Annotated in this window: 13 protein-coding genes; 7 read left to right on the forward strand and 6 right to left on the reverse strand. The window is 73.4% G+C overall.

All coding sequences use genetic code 11. The features are described 5' to 3' along the window. Positions 1 to 4: 4 nt before the first annotated feature. A complete protein-coding gene (locus tag LHA35_RS08340) occupies positions 5 to 769 on the forward strand; it encodes an alpha/beta fold hydrolase (RefSeq protein WP_226606917.1) in 765 nt (254 codons plus the stop codon). 126 nt (positions 770 to 895) lie between these two features. Here LHA35_RS08340 and LHA35_RS08345 read toward each other — a convergent pair whose 3' ends face one another. The 3 genes from LHA35_RS08345 to LHA35_RS08355 form a co-directional block, all read right to left on the reverse strand. Continuing rightward, positions 896 to 1855: a metallophosphoesterase gene (locus LHA35_RS08345; protein ID WP_226606920.1), complete on the reverse strand. Its 960-nt coding sequence runs from the start codon at positions 1853 to 1855 to the stop codon at positions 896 to 898. A 457-nt stretch (positions 1856 to 2312) separates the two neighbouring features. Continuing rightward, positions 2313 to 3545 carry an ABC transporter substrate-binding protein gene (locus LHA35_RS08350; protein ID WP_226606923.1) on the reverse strand — a complete coding sequence of 411 codons (1233 nt, stop codon included), beginning with the start codon at positions 3543 to 3545 and terminating at the stop codon, positions 2313 to 2315. A 118-nt stretch (positions 3546 to 3663) separates the two neighbouring features. Then, entirely contained in the window at positions 3664 to 4341 is a 678-nt protein-coding gene (locus tag LHA35_RS08355; protein ID WP_408902313.1) for a DNA-3-methyladenine glycosylase family protein, read from the reverse strand. A gap of 509 nt (positions 4342 to 4850) precedes the next feature. Here LHA35_RS08355 and LHA35_RS08360 point away from each other — a divergent pair. Both LHA35_RS08360 and LHA35_RS08365 read left to right on the forward strand, forming a co-directional pair. Then, positions 4851 to 5882 carry a M4 family metallopeptidase gene (locus LHA35_RS08360; protein WP_226606929.1) on the forward strand — a complete coding sequence of 344 codons (1032 nt, stop codon included), beginning with the start codon at positions 4851 to 4853 and terminating at the stop codon, positions 5880 to 5882. Positions 5883 to 5930: 48 nt separating this feature from the next. Next, positions 5931 to 6344, forward strand: a complete 414-nt coding sequence (locus tag LHA35_RS08365; RefSeq protein ID WP_226606931.1) for a protealysin inhibitor emfourin — start codon at positions 5931 to 5933, stop codon at positions 6342 to 6344. 94 nt (positions 6345 to 6438) lie between these two features. On the opposite strand, the gene LHA35_RS08370 is transcribed toward LHA35_RS08365, so the two are convergent. Continuing rightward, complete coding sequence (locus LHA35_RS08370; protein WP_226606934.1) at positions 6439 to 7875, reverse strand: hypothetical protein; 1437 nt, start codon at positions 7873 to 7875, stop codon at positions 6439 to 6441. Positions 7876 to 7922: 47 nt separating this feature from the next. Between LHA35_RS08370 and LHA35_RS08375 the strand changes: the two genes are divergently transcribed. Further along, positions 7923 to 8324, forward strand: a complete 402-nt coding sequence (locus tag LHA35_RS08375) for a gamma-glutamylcyclotransferase family protein (protein ID WP_226606936.1) — start codon at positions 7923 to 7925, stop codon at positions 8322 to 8324. Positions 8325 to 8880: 556 nt separating this feature from the next. Next, the gene (locus LHA35_RS08380) at positions 8881 to 9423 is read left to right on the forward strand and encodes a 2'-5' RNA ligase family protein (protein ID WP_226606939.1); all 543 of its coding nucleotides are present in this window, start codon (positions 8881 to 8883) and stop codon (positions 9421 to 9423) included. 53 nt (positions 9424 to 9476) lie between these two features. Here LHA35_RS08380 and LHA35_RS08385 read toward each other — a convergent pair whose 3' ends face one another. Then, positions 9477 to 10610 (reverse strand): M20/M25/M40 family metallo-hydrolase, encoded by a 1134-nt coding sequence (locus LHA35_RS08385; protein ID WP_226606941.1) that lies wholly within the window; start codon positions 10608 to 10610, stop codon positions 9477 to 9479. 110 nt (positions 10611 to 10720) lie between these two features. Here LHA35_RS08385 and LHA35_RS08390 point away from each other — a divergent pair, with 110 nt between their 5' ends. Beyond that, the gene (locus LHA35_RS08390; RefSeq protein ID WP_226606945.1) at positions 10721 to 11680 is read left to right on the forward strand and encodes a TauD/TfdA family dioxygenase; all 960 of its coding nucleotides are present in this window, start codon (positions 10721 to 10723) and stop codon (positions 11678 to 11680) included. 123 nt (positions 11681 to 11803) lie between these two features. Here the strand turns inward: LHA35_RS08390 and LHA35_RS08395 are convergent, their stop codons facing one another. Further along, the gene (locus tag LHA35_RS08395; RefSeq protein ID WP_226606948.1) at positions 11804 to 12586 is read right to left on the reverse strand and encodes a M10 family metallopeptidase C-terminal domain-containing protein; all 783 of its coding nucleotides are present in this window, start codon (positions 12584 to 12586) and stop codon (positions 11804 to 11806) included. A gap of 399 nt (positions 12587 to 12985) precedes the next feature. Between LHA35_RS08395 and LHA35_RS08400 the strand changes: the two genes are divergently transcribed. Beyond that, complete coding sequence (locus tag LHA35_RS08400; protein ID WP_226606952.1) at positions 12986 to 13720, forward strand: aspartate/glutamate racemase family protein; 735 nt, start codon at positions 12986 to 12988, stop codon at positions 13718 to 13720. The last annotated feature ends 272 nt before the right edge of the window (positions 13721 to 13992 follow it).

The raw sequence follows: 13992 nt of genomic DNA on the forward strand, positions 1-13992 counted from the left end.
GGTGATGCGGCTGAACCTGGTGGAGGCGGGGGAGGGCGCGCCGCTCGTGCTGCTGCACGGGCTGTTCGGCTCGGCGGGCAATTGGGGCGCGATCCAGAAGCGGCTCTCGGCCACCCGCCGCGTCCTCGTGCTCGACCTGCGCAACCACGGATCCTCCGGCCGCGATGCCGCCATGGACTATGCCGCCATGGCGGAGGATGTCGCGGAGACGCTGCAGGCGCTCGGCGCCGCGCCGGCGGCGGTGCTCGGCCATTCCATGGGCGGCAAGGTGGCCATGGCGCTCGCCCTCACACGGCCCCGGGTCGTGGAGCGATTGGTCGTCGCCGACATCGCCCCGGTCACCTACCCGCCGGCGCTGCGCAGCTATGTCGCGGCCATGCAGGCGGTGGCGCTGCGGCCGGACCTCACCCGGCGGGACGCCGATGCGGCGCTCGCCGAGGCGGTTCCGGAAGCCGGCATCCGCGCCTTCCTCCTGCAGAATCTCCGCTTCGGGGAGGGCGGGCCGGCCTGGCGGCTCGGCCTGGCGGAGATTGCCGCGGCCATGCCGGTGATCGAGGGCTTCCCGGAATTCCCCGGCCGCTACGAAGGGCGCGTGCTGGTGCTGGCGGGCGAGCGGTCCGGCTACATCCGCCCGGCGCATCACGAGCGCATCCGGGCGCTCTTCCCATCGGCGGAATTCGCCACCGTGCCGGGGGCGGGCCACTGGGTGCATGCGGAGAACCCGCAGGGCTTCCTCGCCCTGGTCGAACCCTTCCTGGCGGAGGGATAGGGGCGCGGGGGCCGCTCCGCCCTCCGCCGCAGGCCGTTGTCTGTAGAGCAACCTCACGCTGCGGGGCGTTCACGCCCCTCCGCGATCCGCTCCGGCCGCCGGGCCGCGGGCCGGCCGGCGCGGCCCTCAGGCCTGCGGGCCGCCCAGTTCCACCATCGTCACCTCGGACGGCATGCCGAAGCGCACCGGCAGCATGGAATTCCCGATGCCGCCGGAGACGACGAGATGCCGGCCCTCCTCCTCCACGGCGCCATAGGCATAGCGGTTGCCGTAGCGGCTGGGGACGATCGGGGAGTAGCCGCGGATGCGCACCTGGCCCCCATGGGTATGGCCGGAGAGGGTGACGGCCACGCGGCCGGGCACCTGCGGGAAGATGTCGGGCTCATGCGCCAGCAGGATCGCCGGCGCATCATCGGTGAAGGCGGCGAGCGTCGCCGCCAGGTCATCGGCCCCGCGCAAGGCGCTGCGGTTGCGGTAGGCCCATTGGCTGCCGAGGCCACCCAGCCAGATCGGCCGCCCGTCATGGACCAGCCGCCGCGCCGCGTTGTGCAGGATGGGCAGGCCGGCGGCGGCGAAATCCGCGGCGGCTGCGGGCAGCGGGGCCTCGCCGGCCTGGGCCGCCGGGTCCTCCCACCAGTCATGGTTGCCGAGGACGGCATGCACGCCGAGTGGCGCCCGCAGCCCGGCCAGCACATCGGCCACCTCGCGGAAGCTCGGCCGGTCCGTGACGAAGCGATGATCGGCGAGGTAGTCGCCGAGCAGCACCACCAGATCCGGCTGCATGGCATTGGCCATGGCGACCGCCCGGGCCAGGCGCGGCAGGGGCGTGTGCGGCCCGCCGCAATGCGGGTCGGCGATCAGGGCGATGCTGAGCCGGAGATCGGCCGGCCAGTTGGCCGGCGCCAGCCGGTGCTGCACCACCCGCAGCGCGACGCCCGGCTCATAGCCGAAGGCATAGCCGCCGAGCCCGGCCCCGATTGCGCCGGCGCCGCCGGCCGCCCGCAGCAGGGTCCGCCGCTTCAGCCTGGCCCGCCATCCGATCCGGCTGCTTCCCCCGCGGGCGAAGGCCGCCACATCACCGTCCATGCCTGACCCCGTCTTGCCCATCCGCGCCGCCGGCCTGGAATGCCTGGCAAGCATCGCGCCACGCATGGGGCGCGGTGATGCGGAGGGGCGGAATTGCGACCTCGGGCCAGGGTGGCGCACCGCCATCCCCGGCCTGTCCCCCGCTCTACGCGATCCTTTGCTGCTGGAATCCGAACGGTCCGGACCGGCGCTGGCGAGAGGCGGAGCGCTTCATACAGGCGCCGGTCTCGCGGAGCCACCGGAAGGGCTGGCCGGAGCTGCGCAGGCGGCCTGGGCGGAATGCCGCCGGCGCGGGGTGGCGGCAAGGCATCCCGGCGGCCCCGGGCAGGTCGCGCGGCAACCGAGCGGGGGTGGCGCCTCATGCCTCAGACGCCGGCGGCTCCCCGGGCCTCTGCTTCGCGGCAGGTGCCGCGGCGCGCCTTCGCGCGCCGCAGGTGGAAACCTGATGAGCCAGGCATCATCCCAGCGTGCAGCCGCCCTCGGACAGCGGCCGGAAGGCCTGTTCCGGCGGGGTGGTGGCGACCAGCCTGTAGTAGTCGAAGGGCGCCTGCGACTCCTGCGGCCGCTTGACCTCGAACAGATAGGCGGGGTGGAGCTTGCGGCCATCCACCCGGATGCTGCCGGGGCCGAAGCAGTCGTCATCCGTTGGCATGGCCTTCATCCGCGCCACAGTGTCGCGGCCGCTCTCCTTCGCGCGTGCCGCGCCCATATCGGCGCAGGCCTTCAGGTAGTGCAGCGTCGCGGCATAGCCGCCGGCATTCATCTGGTTCGGGCAGAAGGCGCCGGTCTTGCCCTTCACCCGGTTCCAGAAGGCGCGGGTGCGGTCGTTCAGGTCCCAGTAGAAGCTCTCGGTCAGCCGCAGCCCCTGCGCGGTCTGCAGTCCCATGGTGTGGATGTCGGTGAGATAGGCGAGCATCAGCGCGATCCGCATGCCGCGCCGGCCGAGGCCGAATTCCTGCGCCTGCTTCACCGAGTTCACCGTATCCGCCCCGGCATTGGCGAGGCCGAGCACCTTCGCGCCGCTCGCCTGCGCCTGCAGCAGCAGGCCACCAAAATCCGTGGTCTGCGGGAAGGGATAGCGGACGGCGCCCAGCACCTTGCCGCCGGCCTGCTCGATGAACTGGCGCGCCTCGCGCTCGATCTGGTGGCCGAAGGCGTAGTCGGCGGTGATGAAGAACCAGCTTTCGCCGCCATCCCGCACCATCGCCTGGCTGGTCGCCTTGGCCAGCATGTAGGTGTCGTAGGTCCAGTGGACGGTGTTGGGCGTGCATTGCGCGCCGGTGAGCGCCGCGGTGGAGGCGCCGGAGGCGAGGAAGACCTTGTTCTTCTCCCGTGCGATGCCGGCCACCGCGAGCCCGACCGCCGAGTTGTTGCAGTCCACCACGGCATCCACGTCGCGCTGGTCGAACCATTGCCGGACGGTGTTGACGCCGACATCGGTCTTGTTCTGGTGGTCGGCCTGCAGGATCTCGACGCGCAGCCCGGGCTGGGACTGGCGCATCTCCTCCACCGCCTGCTGCACGCAGGCGAGCGTCGTGGGGCCGGACCAGTCGCGATAGGGGCCGGAGAAATCGGACAACACGCCGAGCCGGATGACGGGCGAGGCCTGCGCGCGGCCGCGCGCGGCGGGCAGGGCGGCCAGGCCGGCGCCGGCCGCGACCAGGCCGCGGCGGGTGAGGGGGTGCTGCATGGACGTGCTCCTCGGGCTTGTTCCGGGCGCGGGCAGGTCCGCGGCCGGCTCTTCTTGGCCCCGAGCATGCGGAACCTCGCCGGGTTTGGGAACCCTGCGCGCCGGTCCCGCCCCGGCCCTATTGCGGCTTGAAGCTGCTGCGCTTCGCGGCATCCGCCGCGCGCCAGAGATACCAGGCGGCGACGCTGCGCCAGGGTGCCCAAGCCTCGCCGATCGTGGCCAGGGCTTTCGGCTTCGGCTGCTCCTCCAGCCCCGCCGCCACCTTCCAGCCCTCCCGCACGCCGAAATCGTCGACCGGCAGCACATCCGGCCGGCCCAGGGTGAAGATCAGCAGCATCTCCACCGTCCAGCGCCCGACGCCGCGGATCGCCACCAGCCGCTCGATCAGCGCCGCGTCGGAGAGGCGGGCGCAGCCCTCCCGCGTCGGCACCAGGCCGCCCACGGCCTTCTCCGCAATGTCGCGGATCGCGGCGATCTTCGCCTGGGAGAAGCCGCAGGCGCGCATCGCCTCGGCCTGCGTTGCCAGCACCGCCTCGGGCGGCGGGAAGGCATGGCCGGGATGCAGCGCAAGGAAGCGGCCGAGGATCGCCTCCGCCGCGCGGCCATGCACCTGCTGGTGGGCAATGGCGCGTACCAGCGCCTCATAGGGTTCGCGCTGCACCGGCGCCAGCGTGCAGGGGCCGATCCGGCGGATCACCGGCTTCAGCACCGGGTCGCGCCGCAGGTGGCGTTCCGCCTTCGCCCAGGCGCCGCTGGCCGGCGCCGGGGGCGCGCCGTTGCCGACGATCTCCACCATCAGCGGCGCTCCGCCCGGCCCGGACATGCGGATTCTCCTGCCGGTGCGGCGCCGGTGGTCGTCATGCGGTGCTCCCCCTCCTCCATCATGCGGCGATCACAGCCTGTCCGGGCGCCGGGCGCCAGCGGCGCGGCGCGCCAGGGCCGGGGCGCGTCACATCCGCTGGAAGGGTGAATGCATGCTTGAGAAGGTAACTTCGGCGGTGCGACACTGCGGAACAACCGTTCCCGGCCCCCCGGCACGGCCAGAGTTTCCGGCCGAAGCGCCGCGGCCCATGACCGGCAAGCCCGGGAGTCCGGCCTGCCATCCGGACCATGGGCCGGAACACGGCGTGGAAGCATGTGCATTCATCAGGGTGACATCGCTTCGCAGATCGGCCCGGGCGAGGGGCCGCTGGTTTCCGGGTTGCCCTCGCGCGGCCACCATGTCACGGCACGATCGGAGGCTCCATGAGCGCCGCCTGCACATGCCACCACCGGCATTCCATTTTCTGCATCCTGCCGCCGCACATGCTCGATGCGATGGCCCGCAACGGCTCCCCCGCCCAGCGCGCCGCCGCGCTCAACACCCTGGCGAGCGACCAGACCTTCCGGGCGCTGCGCGCCAACCTGGCCGGCCGGCCCCTGCCGCTTGCCCGCCGCCGCGGCGCGACCTCGCCGCAGCAGCGGCCAGCCCGCACCATCTACTCCGCGGGGAACAAGGAGGTGCTTCCGGGCCGGATCGTGCGGACGGAGCAGGACGGCCCGACCGGCGACGAGGCCGTGGACGAGGCCTTCGACGGGCTCGGCCAGACCCTCGACTTCTACGCCTCGGCCTTCGACCGCAACTCGATCGACGACGAGGGCATGCCGCTCGACGCCACCGTGCATTACGGGGACAGCTACGACAACGCCTTCTGGGACGGCCGGCGCATGGTCTTCGGCGATGGCGACGCGGAGCTGTTCAACCGCTTCACCATTGCCCTCGACATCATCGGCCATGAGCTGGCGCATGGCGTGACGGAGGATGAGGGCGGGCTGATCTATGCCCACCAGTCCGGCGCGCTGAACGAATCGCTCTCCGACGTCTTCGGCGCGCTCATCCGCCAGTCGCAGCCCGGCCGGCTGCAGACGGCCGAGGAGGCGGACTGGCTGATCGGCACCGGCCTGTTCACCGACCGCGTGCAGGGCAAGGCGCTGCGCTCCATGAAGGAGCCGGGCACGGCCTATGACGATCCGGTCCTCGGCAAGGATCCGCAGCCCGGGCACATGGACCGCTTCGTCAACACCAACCGCGACAATGGCGGCGTGCACATCAATTCCGGCATCCCGAACCGGGCCTTCTACCTCGCGGCGACCGCGCTCGGCGGCCATGCCTGGGAGAAGGCCGGCCGCATCTGGTACGAGACGCTGCGCGACAGCCGGCTGCGGCCGAATACCGGCTTCAGCCGCTTCGCCCGCCTGACCATCGACGTGGCCGGCCGGCTCCACGGCAGCGCCAGCACGGAAAAGGCCGCGGTGGTCCAGGCCTGGTCGGAGGTGGGGGTGCTGCGGACGAGCTGAATGGGGCGCCGCGCCACGGCCGCCCTTGCTGCCCTCGCTTGTATCATCATGCCGCTGCCCGGCTGCGGCGATGCACATGGCCAGGCCGCCGGGACCGCGGCGAGGGACGGAGCGGGCGCCATGGAGATCGAGTTCGAGATGGAAGGCGGGCTGGCCCATATGCCGGGACTGGCCTGCCCCGTGGTCATCGCGCCGGACCGGCTGCCCGAGGCGGAGGCGCAGGCGATCCGCGACCAGGTCGCGGCCGCGCAATTCTTCGACCGGCCGGTGCAGGGCGGCGCGCCGCCAGGCCGCGGCGCTGACCGGCGCAGCTACATCCTCACCATCACCGAGGGCACGCGGCGCCGCACGCTGGTCGTGGCCGAGCCGATCGAGGATGAGGCGCTCCGCTGCCTGGTCCGGCTGATCGAGGTGCAGGCGCGCGCGGCGCGCCGGCGGGGCGCGGGCGGCCAGCCGCCCTGAGGGTGCCGCCGGGCGGCCGGCCGGCGCCGGCCTAGAGCAGATCGCCAGAGGCCGTGAACGACCGAAGGCGTGAATCTGCTCGGAAAACAAGGAGTTACAGCGGATGAGCGTTCAGTTCTGAACGCAATCCGCTGTAGCCGCCCAGCAGCGGGATGGCCGCCCAGCCCAGGGCCAGCACCAGCCCGGCCCAGGGCAGCAGCAGCCGCCAGAGCTGCGCCGGCCGCGTGCCATCGGCCAGCAGGCCGCAGATCATCGCCGTCACGCCGAGGCTGAGCCCGACGCCGGCCGCGCCGGCGAAATTCTGGATGGCCGGCGCGAGGCCCGGCGGCAGGCCGGCCGCGGCGCCCAGCGCGACCTGCACCGGCATCAGTGCGGCGTTGGAGCCGACATTGCTGCCGGTGACGAGGCCGGAGAGCAGCGCGAGGGGCGCCACCGCATAGGGCGCCAGCGGCCCGAGCGCCGCGGCGGCGGCGCCGGCCAGCGAGGCGGCGATGCCGCTGCCGGCCAGCAGCCGCCCGAGCAGCACATAGAGCAGCAGCACGGCCGCCGGCCGGCGCGCCCGGGCCAGCGCCGCGCCGGCCCGCGCCGCCCCGTCCGGCCGCGCCAGCAGCAGCCCGCCCGCGACCAGCCACAGCACCACCGCCACATGGGTCAGCGGCAGGGGCGGATAGTCCGGGAAGGGCCGGAAGGCGGGCGCGCCCTGCCAGAGCCGGGCCACGAGCAGGCAGGCGGTCAGCAGCAGATAGGGCGCCGCGCGGCCGAGCGCGGCGCGCGGGTCGCGCGGCGGGTCTGCCCGCCACAGTGCCCAGAGCATGACCGGCCCCGCCGAGAGGATGCCCGCCAGTTCGAAGGGCAGGGTGGCCGCGCTGAGGACCAGCAGCCCCGCCAGGATGGCCAGCATGGCGGCCTGCACCGTCCGCTCCCGCCCCGGCACGGGCAGGCCGGCCCGGGCCGAGAGCGACCAGAACAGCGGCGCCAGCAGCACCAGCCAGGCCGCCGTCAGCCAGGCGCTGCCGAGCGACAGCACCTGCCCCGGCACCCCGGACAGCGCGGCGCCGAGCGCCGTGCCGGGCCCGAGCCCGCCCCAGGGCACCATGACCAGCGCCAGGAGCGCCAGCGCGCCCGTCGGCGCCCCGCCCAGCCCCATGCGCCGCAGCGCCGAGAGGGCGAAGACGGCACCTACCGCGAAGCCGGTCACGCTCTCGAGGAACACTCCCATCGGCAGGGTCACGGCGAAGACCCGGGCCGGGCTGGGCGCCGGCGCCTCGGCCGCCGTCTCCTCCCGCGTCACCGCGGCATGGAAGAGCAGCCCGCCCGAGATCACCGCGACCGGCTGCAGGCCGAGGTAAAGCCCGCGCAGCGCCTGGTCGGCCAGGAAGCCGGGCAGGGCGGCGGCTTCGGGCAGGGTGGCCAGCACCGCCGGGAGCGCGGCGGCAAGGGCGATGAGGCAGGCGGCGGCCGGGCTGGCGCGCCCGCTGCCGAGCAGGGCCAGGAGCACGACCAGCGGCAGGGCCTGCAGCGCCAGCGTCACCGGCACCGCCTTGCGCCGGTGGCCGGGAGCGGCTTGTCTCCGCCCCGATGTCCGATCTCTACGCCGCCTATGGCAGCAATCTCTGGCACGCGCAGATGGCGGCGCGCTGCCCCGGCGCCACGGTCGCGGGCGCGCTGGTGCTGCCCGGCTGGCGCCTGGCCGTGCGCAAATTCGCGCTGGTCGAGGAAGACCCGGCGGCGGGCTGCCCGATCGGCCTCTGGCGGGTGACGCGGGGCCATCTCGAATCGCTCGACCGGTATGAGGGGCCGCATACCTATGCGCGCCGCCTCATCCCCCTGCCGGATGGGCAGCGGGCCTGGATCTACCTGGAACTGGTGCACCGCCCCGGCCCGCCGGCGGCCGAATATGTCGAGCGGCTGCGGCGCGGCTATGCGGATTTCGGCTTCGACGCCGCACCGCTGGAGGCGGCGCTCGCCCGTGGCGGCTAGAGCAGATCGCCGGAGGCCGTGAACGACCGAAGGCGTGAATCTGCTCGGAAAACAAGGAGCACCAGCGGATGGGCGTCCAGACAGGAACGCGATCCGCTGTAGGGCAGGAGGCGGGGCGGCGTGAACGACCAGAGGCACGACTCTGCCCGGAAAGAACGGGGCTGCAGCGGCTGGGCCTGCGGGCCTGGAGGCATTCCACCGCAAGCGCCGATCGCTGCGGCCGGGCATGGCCGTGGCGTGACGCGCTGGCGCGGCCGGCAGGAAGAAGCCCGTCGCGCGCCGCCCCTGCATGCCTCGCCCCCTCTGCCGTGCCGTGGCCGAAGCCTGCCCGGCGGGTCGGCCCGGCGGCAATCGGTCCGGCAGCGTGCCAGCAGCGCGGCCCACGCATGGCCAAGCGGTGAATTGCCTTCCCGCCCCGCGCCGTGGGATTGCCGCCCCAGCCTGCGGGCGCCCGGTCGGACGATCTCCGGCGGCAAGCGCGGGTCCCTGCAAGTCCGGCCTGCCGCCGGGCGGGCCAAGCCGGAGGCCGACCTGATGCCGCATCGCCGGAGCGCGGATGCCGGAGCCTAGCCCACCGCTGATTCTCACCCTCGGCCTGGATGCAGAGACGCAGTCCTGGCTGGAGGCGCTGCGGCGGACGCATTTCCCGCCGGCGCGCAACCTGGTGCCGGCGCATGTCACGCTGTTCCATGCCTTGCCGGGGGAGGAGGAGGCGGCGATCCGCGCGGCGATCGCCGCCGAATGCGCGGCGCTGCCGCCCTCCCGCGTCCGGGTCGGGCCGCCGCGCTCGCTCGGCCGCGGCGTGGCGCTGGAGGTCGGCGCGCCGGCGATCGCCACGCTGCGCGACCGGCTGGCGGAGCGCTGGCGCTGCTGGCTGACGGCGCAGGACCGGCAGCGCTGGCGGCCGCATGCGACGGTGCAGAACAAGGTCTCGCCGGAGCGGGCGCGGGCGCTTTTCGTCACCCTCTCGGCCGTGCTGCCGGTGCGGGAGGCGCGGGCGGAATCGCTGCTGCTCTGGCGCTATCGCGGCGGCCCGTGGGAGGCGCTGGAGCGCATCCCCTTCACCGCCGAGGTCTATCCACGGGAGGTGATCCTGTGATCGCGCCGGCCCGCCCCCAGGCGGCCCGGCCCGGTCCGGCTCGCGCCGCCTGATCAGGCCAGCTGCAGCAGGCCGGCGATCAGCTTCGCCCGCGGCACCAGGCTGTCGATCAGCAGGTGCTCCTCCAGCGTATGCCCGCCCGCGCCCTGTACGCCGAGCCCGTCCAGCGTCGGGATGCCCATGGCGCCGGTGAAGTTGCCGTCCGAGCCGCCCCCCGCGCTCTGGTGGCTGATGTCGAAGCCGATCTGCTGCGCGATCCGCCGCGCCGTGCCGTAGAGCGCCATCACGCGCTCATCCGGCTCCCAGACCGGCCGCGTCACGCCGCGCGTCACCACCAGCTGCACGTCGTTGCCGGTCGGGCGCAGGGCCAGCATCTTCTCCACCGCCTCGTCCAGGTCCTCCTGCCGCTTGGCCATGGAGAGGCTCTCCGCGTCGCATGTGGTGGCGACGCAGTTCACCCATTGCCCGCCATGGATGACGCCGACGGAATAGGTCACGGCGTCGGAGGTCATCGCCTCGATCGCCACCACCTGGCGGCACATCTCGCGGATGGCGGACCGGCCATCGGCCAGCCGCGCGCCGGCATGGCTCGGCCGGCCGATGGTGCGCAGATTGAAGCGGGCGATGGCGTAGCGGCCTGTCACCACGCCGCCATCCGGTCGCGCCGGCTCCGGCACCAGCACCACGGCATGGCGCGCCGCCTCGGCCTCGATCAGGTCCCGCGTCGAGGGGCTGCCGATCTCCTCGTCGCTGGTCAGCAGCACCGTCACGGGCCGGCTTGTCGTGATGCCCGCCCTGATGAGCTGGCGGATGGCCTCGATGGCGATGAAATTGCCGCCCTTCATGTCGTAGACGCCGGGGCCGTAGAGCCGGTTGCCCTCGCGCTTCCAGGGCAGGTGCTCCAGCGTGCCGATCGGGTGGACCGTGTCCAGGTGGCCCATCACCAGGATGCCCGGCTCATGCGCCTTCGGATGCGGGAAGGTGGCGCGCACACAGTCGCCATAGCCCATGCGGCCGGGGATGGTCTCGACCCGCGCGCCCATCAGCGCTAGGTCGCGCGCGGCGACCGCCATCATGCGGTTCACGGCGGCGGCGTCGAAGGTCGGGCTCTCGCAGTCCACCCAGGCGCGCAGGCCGGGCAGCATCGCCTCGGCATCGAAGGGCAGGTCGAGGGCAGGCGCGGTCATCGGGCTCTCCGGATCGGGCGGCGTCGCCGGAGCCTCCCCCGCCCGCGCCGGCGCATCAAGGGGGTGTCGGCGCTTTCCCCGACCCTGCCGCGGCCTGCTACACTGCGCCCATGACCCCAGCCCCCCGCCTCATCCCACAGGCCGGCCCGTCCGTCTGGACCGGTGCCGCGCTGAACCCGGCCGACTGGATGGTGCCGATCGGCACCGAGGCGGCGGCGGAGCTGGAGGCCGCGCTGGTCGCGCTCGGCGGCCGCGTGCCGGCCGGCCCGGATGATGTCGCGCTGCCCTGCCTCGCGCCGGTGCTGCGGATGGTGGCCGAGCGGCTGGAGCATGGCCGCGGCTTCGTGCTGCTGCGTGGGCTCGATCTCGGCCGCCTTCCCGGTCCGGCCGCGGAGGCGGCGCTGCTCGTGCTCGGCGCCCATCTCGGCATCGCCCTGGCGCAGGATGAGGGCGGCTCGCTGGTCGGGCGCCTGGCCGGGCCCGGCGCCGGCACCGGCGCGCCGGTGCGCTTCCATGCCGATCCGGCGGATGCCGTCGCGCTGCTCTGCCTGCGCCAGCCGCGGGAAGGCGGGCGCGTCACGCTGGTCTCCGCGGCGGCGCTGCACAACGCGCTGCTGAAATCCGACCGTGCGGCGCTTGCCGCCCTGCATGCGGGGCTGCCGCATCGGCATGGCAGGGGCGAGACGCGGCACATCCCGGTCTTCAGCACGGCGAGCGGCAGCTTCGTCGGCCGCTATGACCGCAGCGCCCTGCTGGAGGAGGCGCTGGAGGAGGCGCAGCGCGGCGCCCTGGCCGCGTTGGATGCCGCGGCGGCGGCGCCGGGCCAGGCGCTCTCCCTCGCGCTGCATGCGGGCGACCTGCTGTTCCTCAACCCGCACCTGGTCTGGAAGCAGATGGCCATGGGCGAGGTGCCAGCGGCGGAGGAGGCGGCGCGCGAGCTGCTCCGCCTCTGGCTGGCGACGCCGGGATCACGCGCCCTGCCGGAGAGTTTCGGCGCCGTCTTCGGGACCACCGCGGCCGGCGCCCCGCGCGGCGGCGTGCCGCAGTCCGGCGGGATGGTCGGGGGGTAGGGCCATCGGCGCCTCGCGGCGGATCGGATGCCGTGCCGGAACCGGCGGGGATGGCCTTTCCGCTGCCTGTGGCGGATGGGCGCACCACAGGGCGGATCGGGGCAAGCCCCGGCGGCCAGGCGCTCAGACGAGGATGAAATCGCCCATCTTGAGGGTATGGACCCCGATGAGGTCGATATAGGCATTCGGGCCGCTGGGCACGCCGGGATTGTTGAAGAAGGGTGCCCAGACCTCGACCCGCGTGTGCTCGCCCTGCACCTCCCAGCGCACCTGCAGGCGGCTGGAATCGGTGAACTCGCCCTGGCCCAGATACTCGACGGGCTTGTTGAAGATGCGCGCGAAGCCCGTCAGGTCGAGGCGATCCACGCCGTCCTGGAAGTCGGTGATCACATCGCCCTTGTCGAGGACCGGGAGCTTGGCCTGCGCGTGCAGCCGGCCGAAGGCGAAGACATCCGCCCCGGCGCCGCCGGTCATGGTATCGGTCCCCGTCCCGCCATCGAGATGGTCGTTGCCATGACCGCCACGCAGCAGGTCCCTGCCGCCGCCGCCGAAGAGGTGGTCCTTGCCATGGCCGCCCTCCAGCGTGTCCGCGCCGTCGGACTCGTCCAGATAGGCATGGGGCTTGCCGTCAAGGACGCCTGACCCGTACAGCCAGTCATTCCCATCTCCGCCGCTCAGCCTGTCGGACCCATAGCCGCCGAAGACGGTGTCGTTCCCTTTGCCGCCCTGGATCAGATTGCTGGTCCTGATCTCGAAGCTGTGCGTGCTCTCACCGGGGAAGGGCGGGCGCGGACCGTTCGGGCCGTCACCGTAGATAAGGTCGTTCCCGCTGCCGCCCGATATGATGTCGGACTTGGGCGTTCCCTTGATCTTGTCGTTGCCCTTGGTTCCGAAAATCACGGCCATAATGCTGGATTCCTGCAAATGCGCGGCGATGTCCCGCAGGATTTCTGTATGAGACGGCATGCGGTTCCGCGAATGGCGGTTGCGTGAGCAAACCTATTGCAGGGGCTTGTCTGTGCGCTGACGCACACCGGATGATGCGCCGGCCTTGGTGGTGCCCGCCGGATGAAGAGCTCACCGCGAAGTCGGTCGGGGGCATGGCGAGGCCCGGCCGGTGCGGGCGCCGGGCACGCATCGCGAGAGGGCGGGTGCCGATCGCCAGGCGCATCCGGCATGCCGATATGCGGGGCGCCACCGCGCCCGGCGGGCCATGGCCGGGTGCCCCGGGCTGCTGCACTATCGGCGCGGCGGCGCCCCGACCCTGCATCGCGCCGCCGGGAACGGACCGACGGAGCTGGCGCGATGCGGCTGCTGGTGGCGAATGCCAATACGACCGAGGCGATCACCGAGCTCTGCGCGGCGGCGGCGCGCGGCGCGGCCAGCCCGGGGACGGAGATCGTCCCCGCCACCCCACGCTTCGGTCCTGCGGTGATTTCGACCCGGGCGGAGGGCGTTATCGCCGCGCATGGCCTGCTCTCGCTGCTGGCGCAGCATGCCGGCACGGTCGATGGCGTGCTGCTCGCCGTCTCCCATGACACGGCGCTGGAGGCGGCGCGGCAGCTGCTGCCCTGCCCGGTGGTCGGCATGACGGAGGCCGCCTGCTTCGCGGCCTGCCTGCTCGGCGGGCGGTTCGGCCTCGTCACCATGGGCAGCGTCGATCCCTACCGGGAGCGCATCGCCCAGCACGGCCTCGCCACGCGCATGGCCGCGCTGCGCGGCATCGCGCTGACGCCGCAGGATGCGGTGCGGGACCCGGAGGCGGTGGCCAAGCAGCTCGACGCCGCCATCGCCGAGCTGGTGGCGGAGGGCGCGGATGCCGTGGTGCTGGGCGGCGCAGCGCTGGCCGGCATGGGCCCGCGGCTGCAGCGGGAGGCCCGGGTGCCCCTGCTGGATGGCATTGCCTGCGGCGTGAAGCTGCTGGAGATGCTGGTGGCGCTGCGGGCACCGAAGCCCTCCACCGGCAGCTACGCACCGCCACGCGACCGGGAGAGCCTCGGGCTCGATCCGGCGCTGGCGGCGTTGCTGCGGGGAGAGTGAGGCGGTCACGGCCAGGCGATCCGTGCGGCCAAGCGCGGCGCCTGGGGGCCGCGCCGGCCGAGGGGCGGTTCGTATGCTGCCGCACGCACCGGAATATGAGTGGCGCCCTGGCCCGGTACAGGCGCATTGATGCGGCGCGCGCCCAATGCCGCCCGGTACTGCCCCGGAAGCGACACCGTTGCGGTTCGGTGCGGCCGCCGCTGCGGCGCATCGCCTTGCCCTGGCCGGGCTGACACCCGTCGGGGCGCCATGAGCCGCCGGACAGCGCCTCT

Source organism: Roseicella aerolata (assembly GCF_020523605.1).
In the GTDB taxonomy this organism is placed as follows: Bacteria; Pseudomonadota; Alphaproteobacteria; order Acetobacterales; family Acetobacteraceae; genus Paracraurococcus; species Paracraurococcus aerolatus.

Excerpts from the sequence above, each read along its gene's own strand:
- LHA35_RS08340 (WP_226606917.1), top strand. The coding sequence starts at position 5 with ATGCGGCTGAACCTGGTGGAGGCGGGGGAGGGCGCGCCGCTCGTGCTG.
- LHA35_RS08345 (WP_226606920.1), bottom strand. The coding sequence starts at position 1,855 with ATGGACGGTGATGTGGCGGCCTTCGCCCGCGGGGGAAGCAGCCGGATC.
- LHA35_RS08350 (WP_226606923.1), bottom strand. The coding sequence starts at position 3,545 with ATGCAGCACCCCCTCACCCGCCGCGGCCTGGTCGCGGCCGGCGCCGGC.
- LHA35_RS08355 (WP_408902313.1), bottom strand. The coding sequence starts at position 4,341 with ATGGTGGAGATCGTCGGCAACGGCGCGCCCCCGGCGCCGGCCAGCGGC.
- LHA35_RS08360 (WP_226606929.1), top strand. The coding sequence starts at position 4,851 with ATGCTCGATGCGATGGCCCGCAACGGCTCCCCCGCCCAGCGCGCCGCC.
- LHA35_RS08365 (WP_226606931.1), top strand. The coding sequence starts at position 5,931 with ATGCCGCTGCCCGGCTGCGGCGATGCACATGGCCAGGCCGCCGGGACC.
- LHA35_RS08375 (WP_226606936.1), top strand. The coding sequence starts at position 7,923 with ATGTCCGATCTCTACGCCGCCTATGGCAGCAATCTCTGGCACGCGCAG.
- LHA35_RS08380 (WP_226606939.1), top strand. The coding sequence starts at position 8,881 with ATGCCGGAGCCTAGCCCACCGCTGATTCTCACCCTCGGCCTGGATGCA.
- LHA35_RS08385 (WP_226606941.1), bottom strand. The coding sequence starts at position 10,610 with ATGACCGCGCCTGCCCTCGACCTGCCCTTCGATGCCGAGGCGATGCTG.
- LHA35_RS08390 (WP_226606945.1), top strand. The coding sequence starts at position 10,721 with ATGACCCCAGCCCCCCGCCTCATCCCACAGGCCGGCCCGTCCGTCTGG.
- LHA35_RS08395 (WP_226606948.1), bottom strand. The coding sequence starts at position 12,586 with ATGGCCGTGATTTTCGGAACCAAGGGCAACGACAAGATCAAGGGAACG.
- LHA35_RS08400 (WP_226606952.1), top strand. The coding sequence starts at position 12,986 with ATGCGGCTGCTGGTGGCGAATGCCAATACGACCGAGGCGATCACCGAG.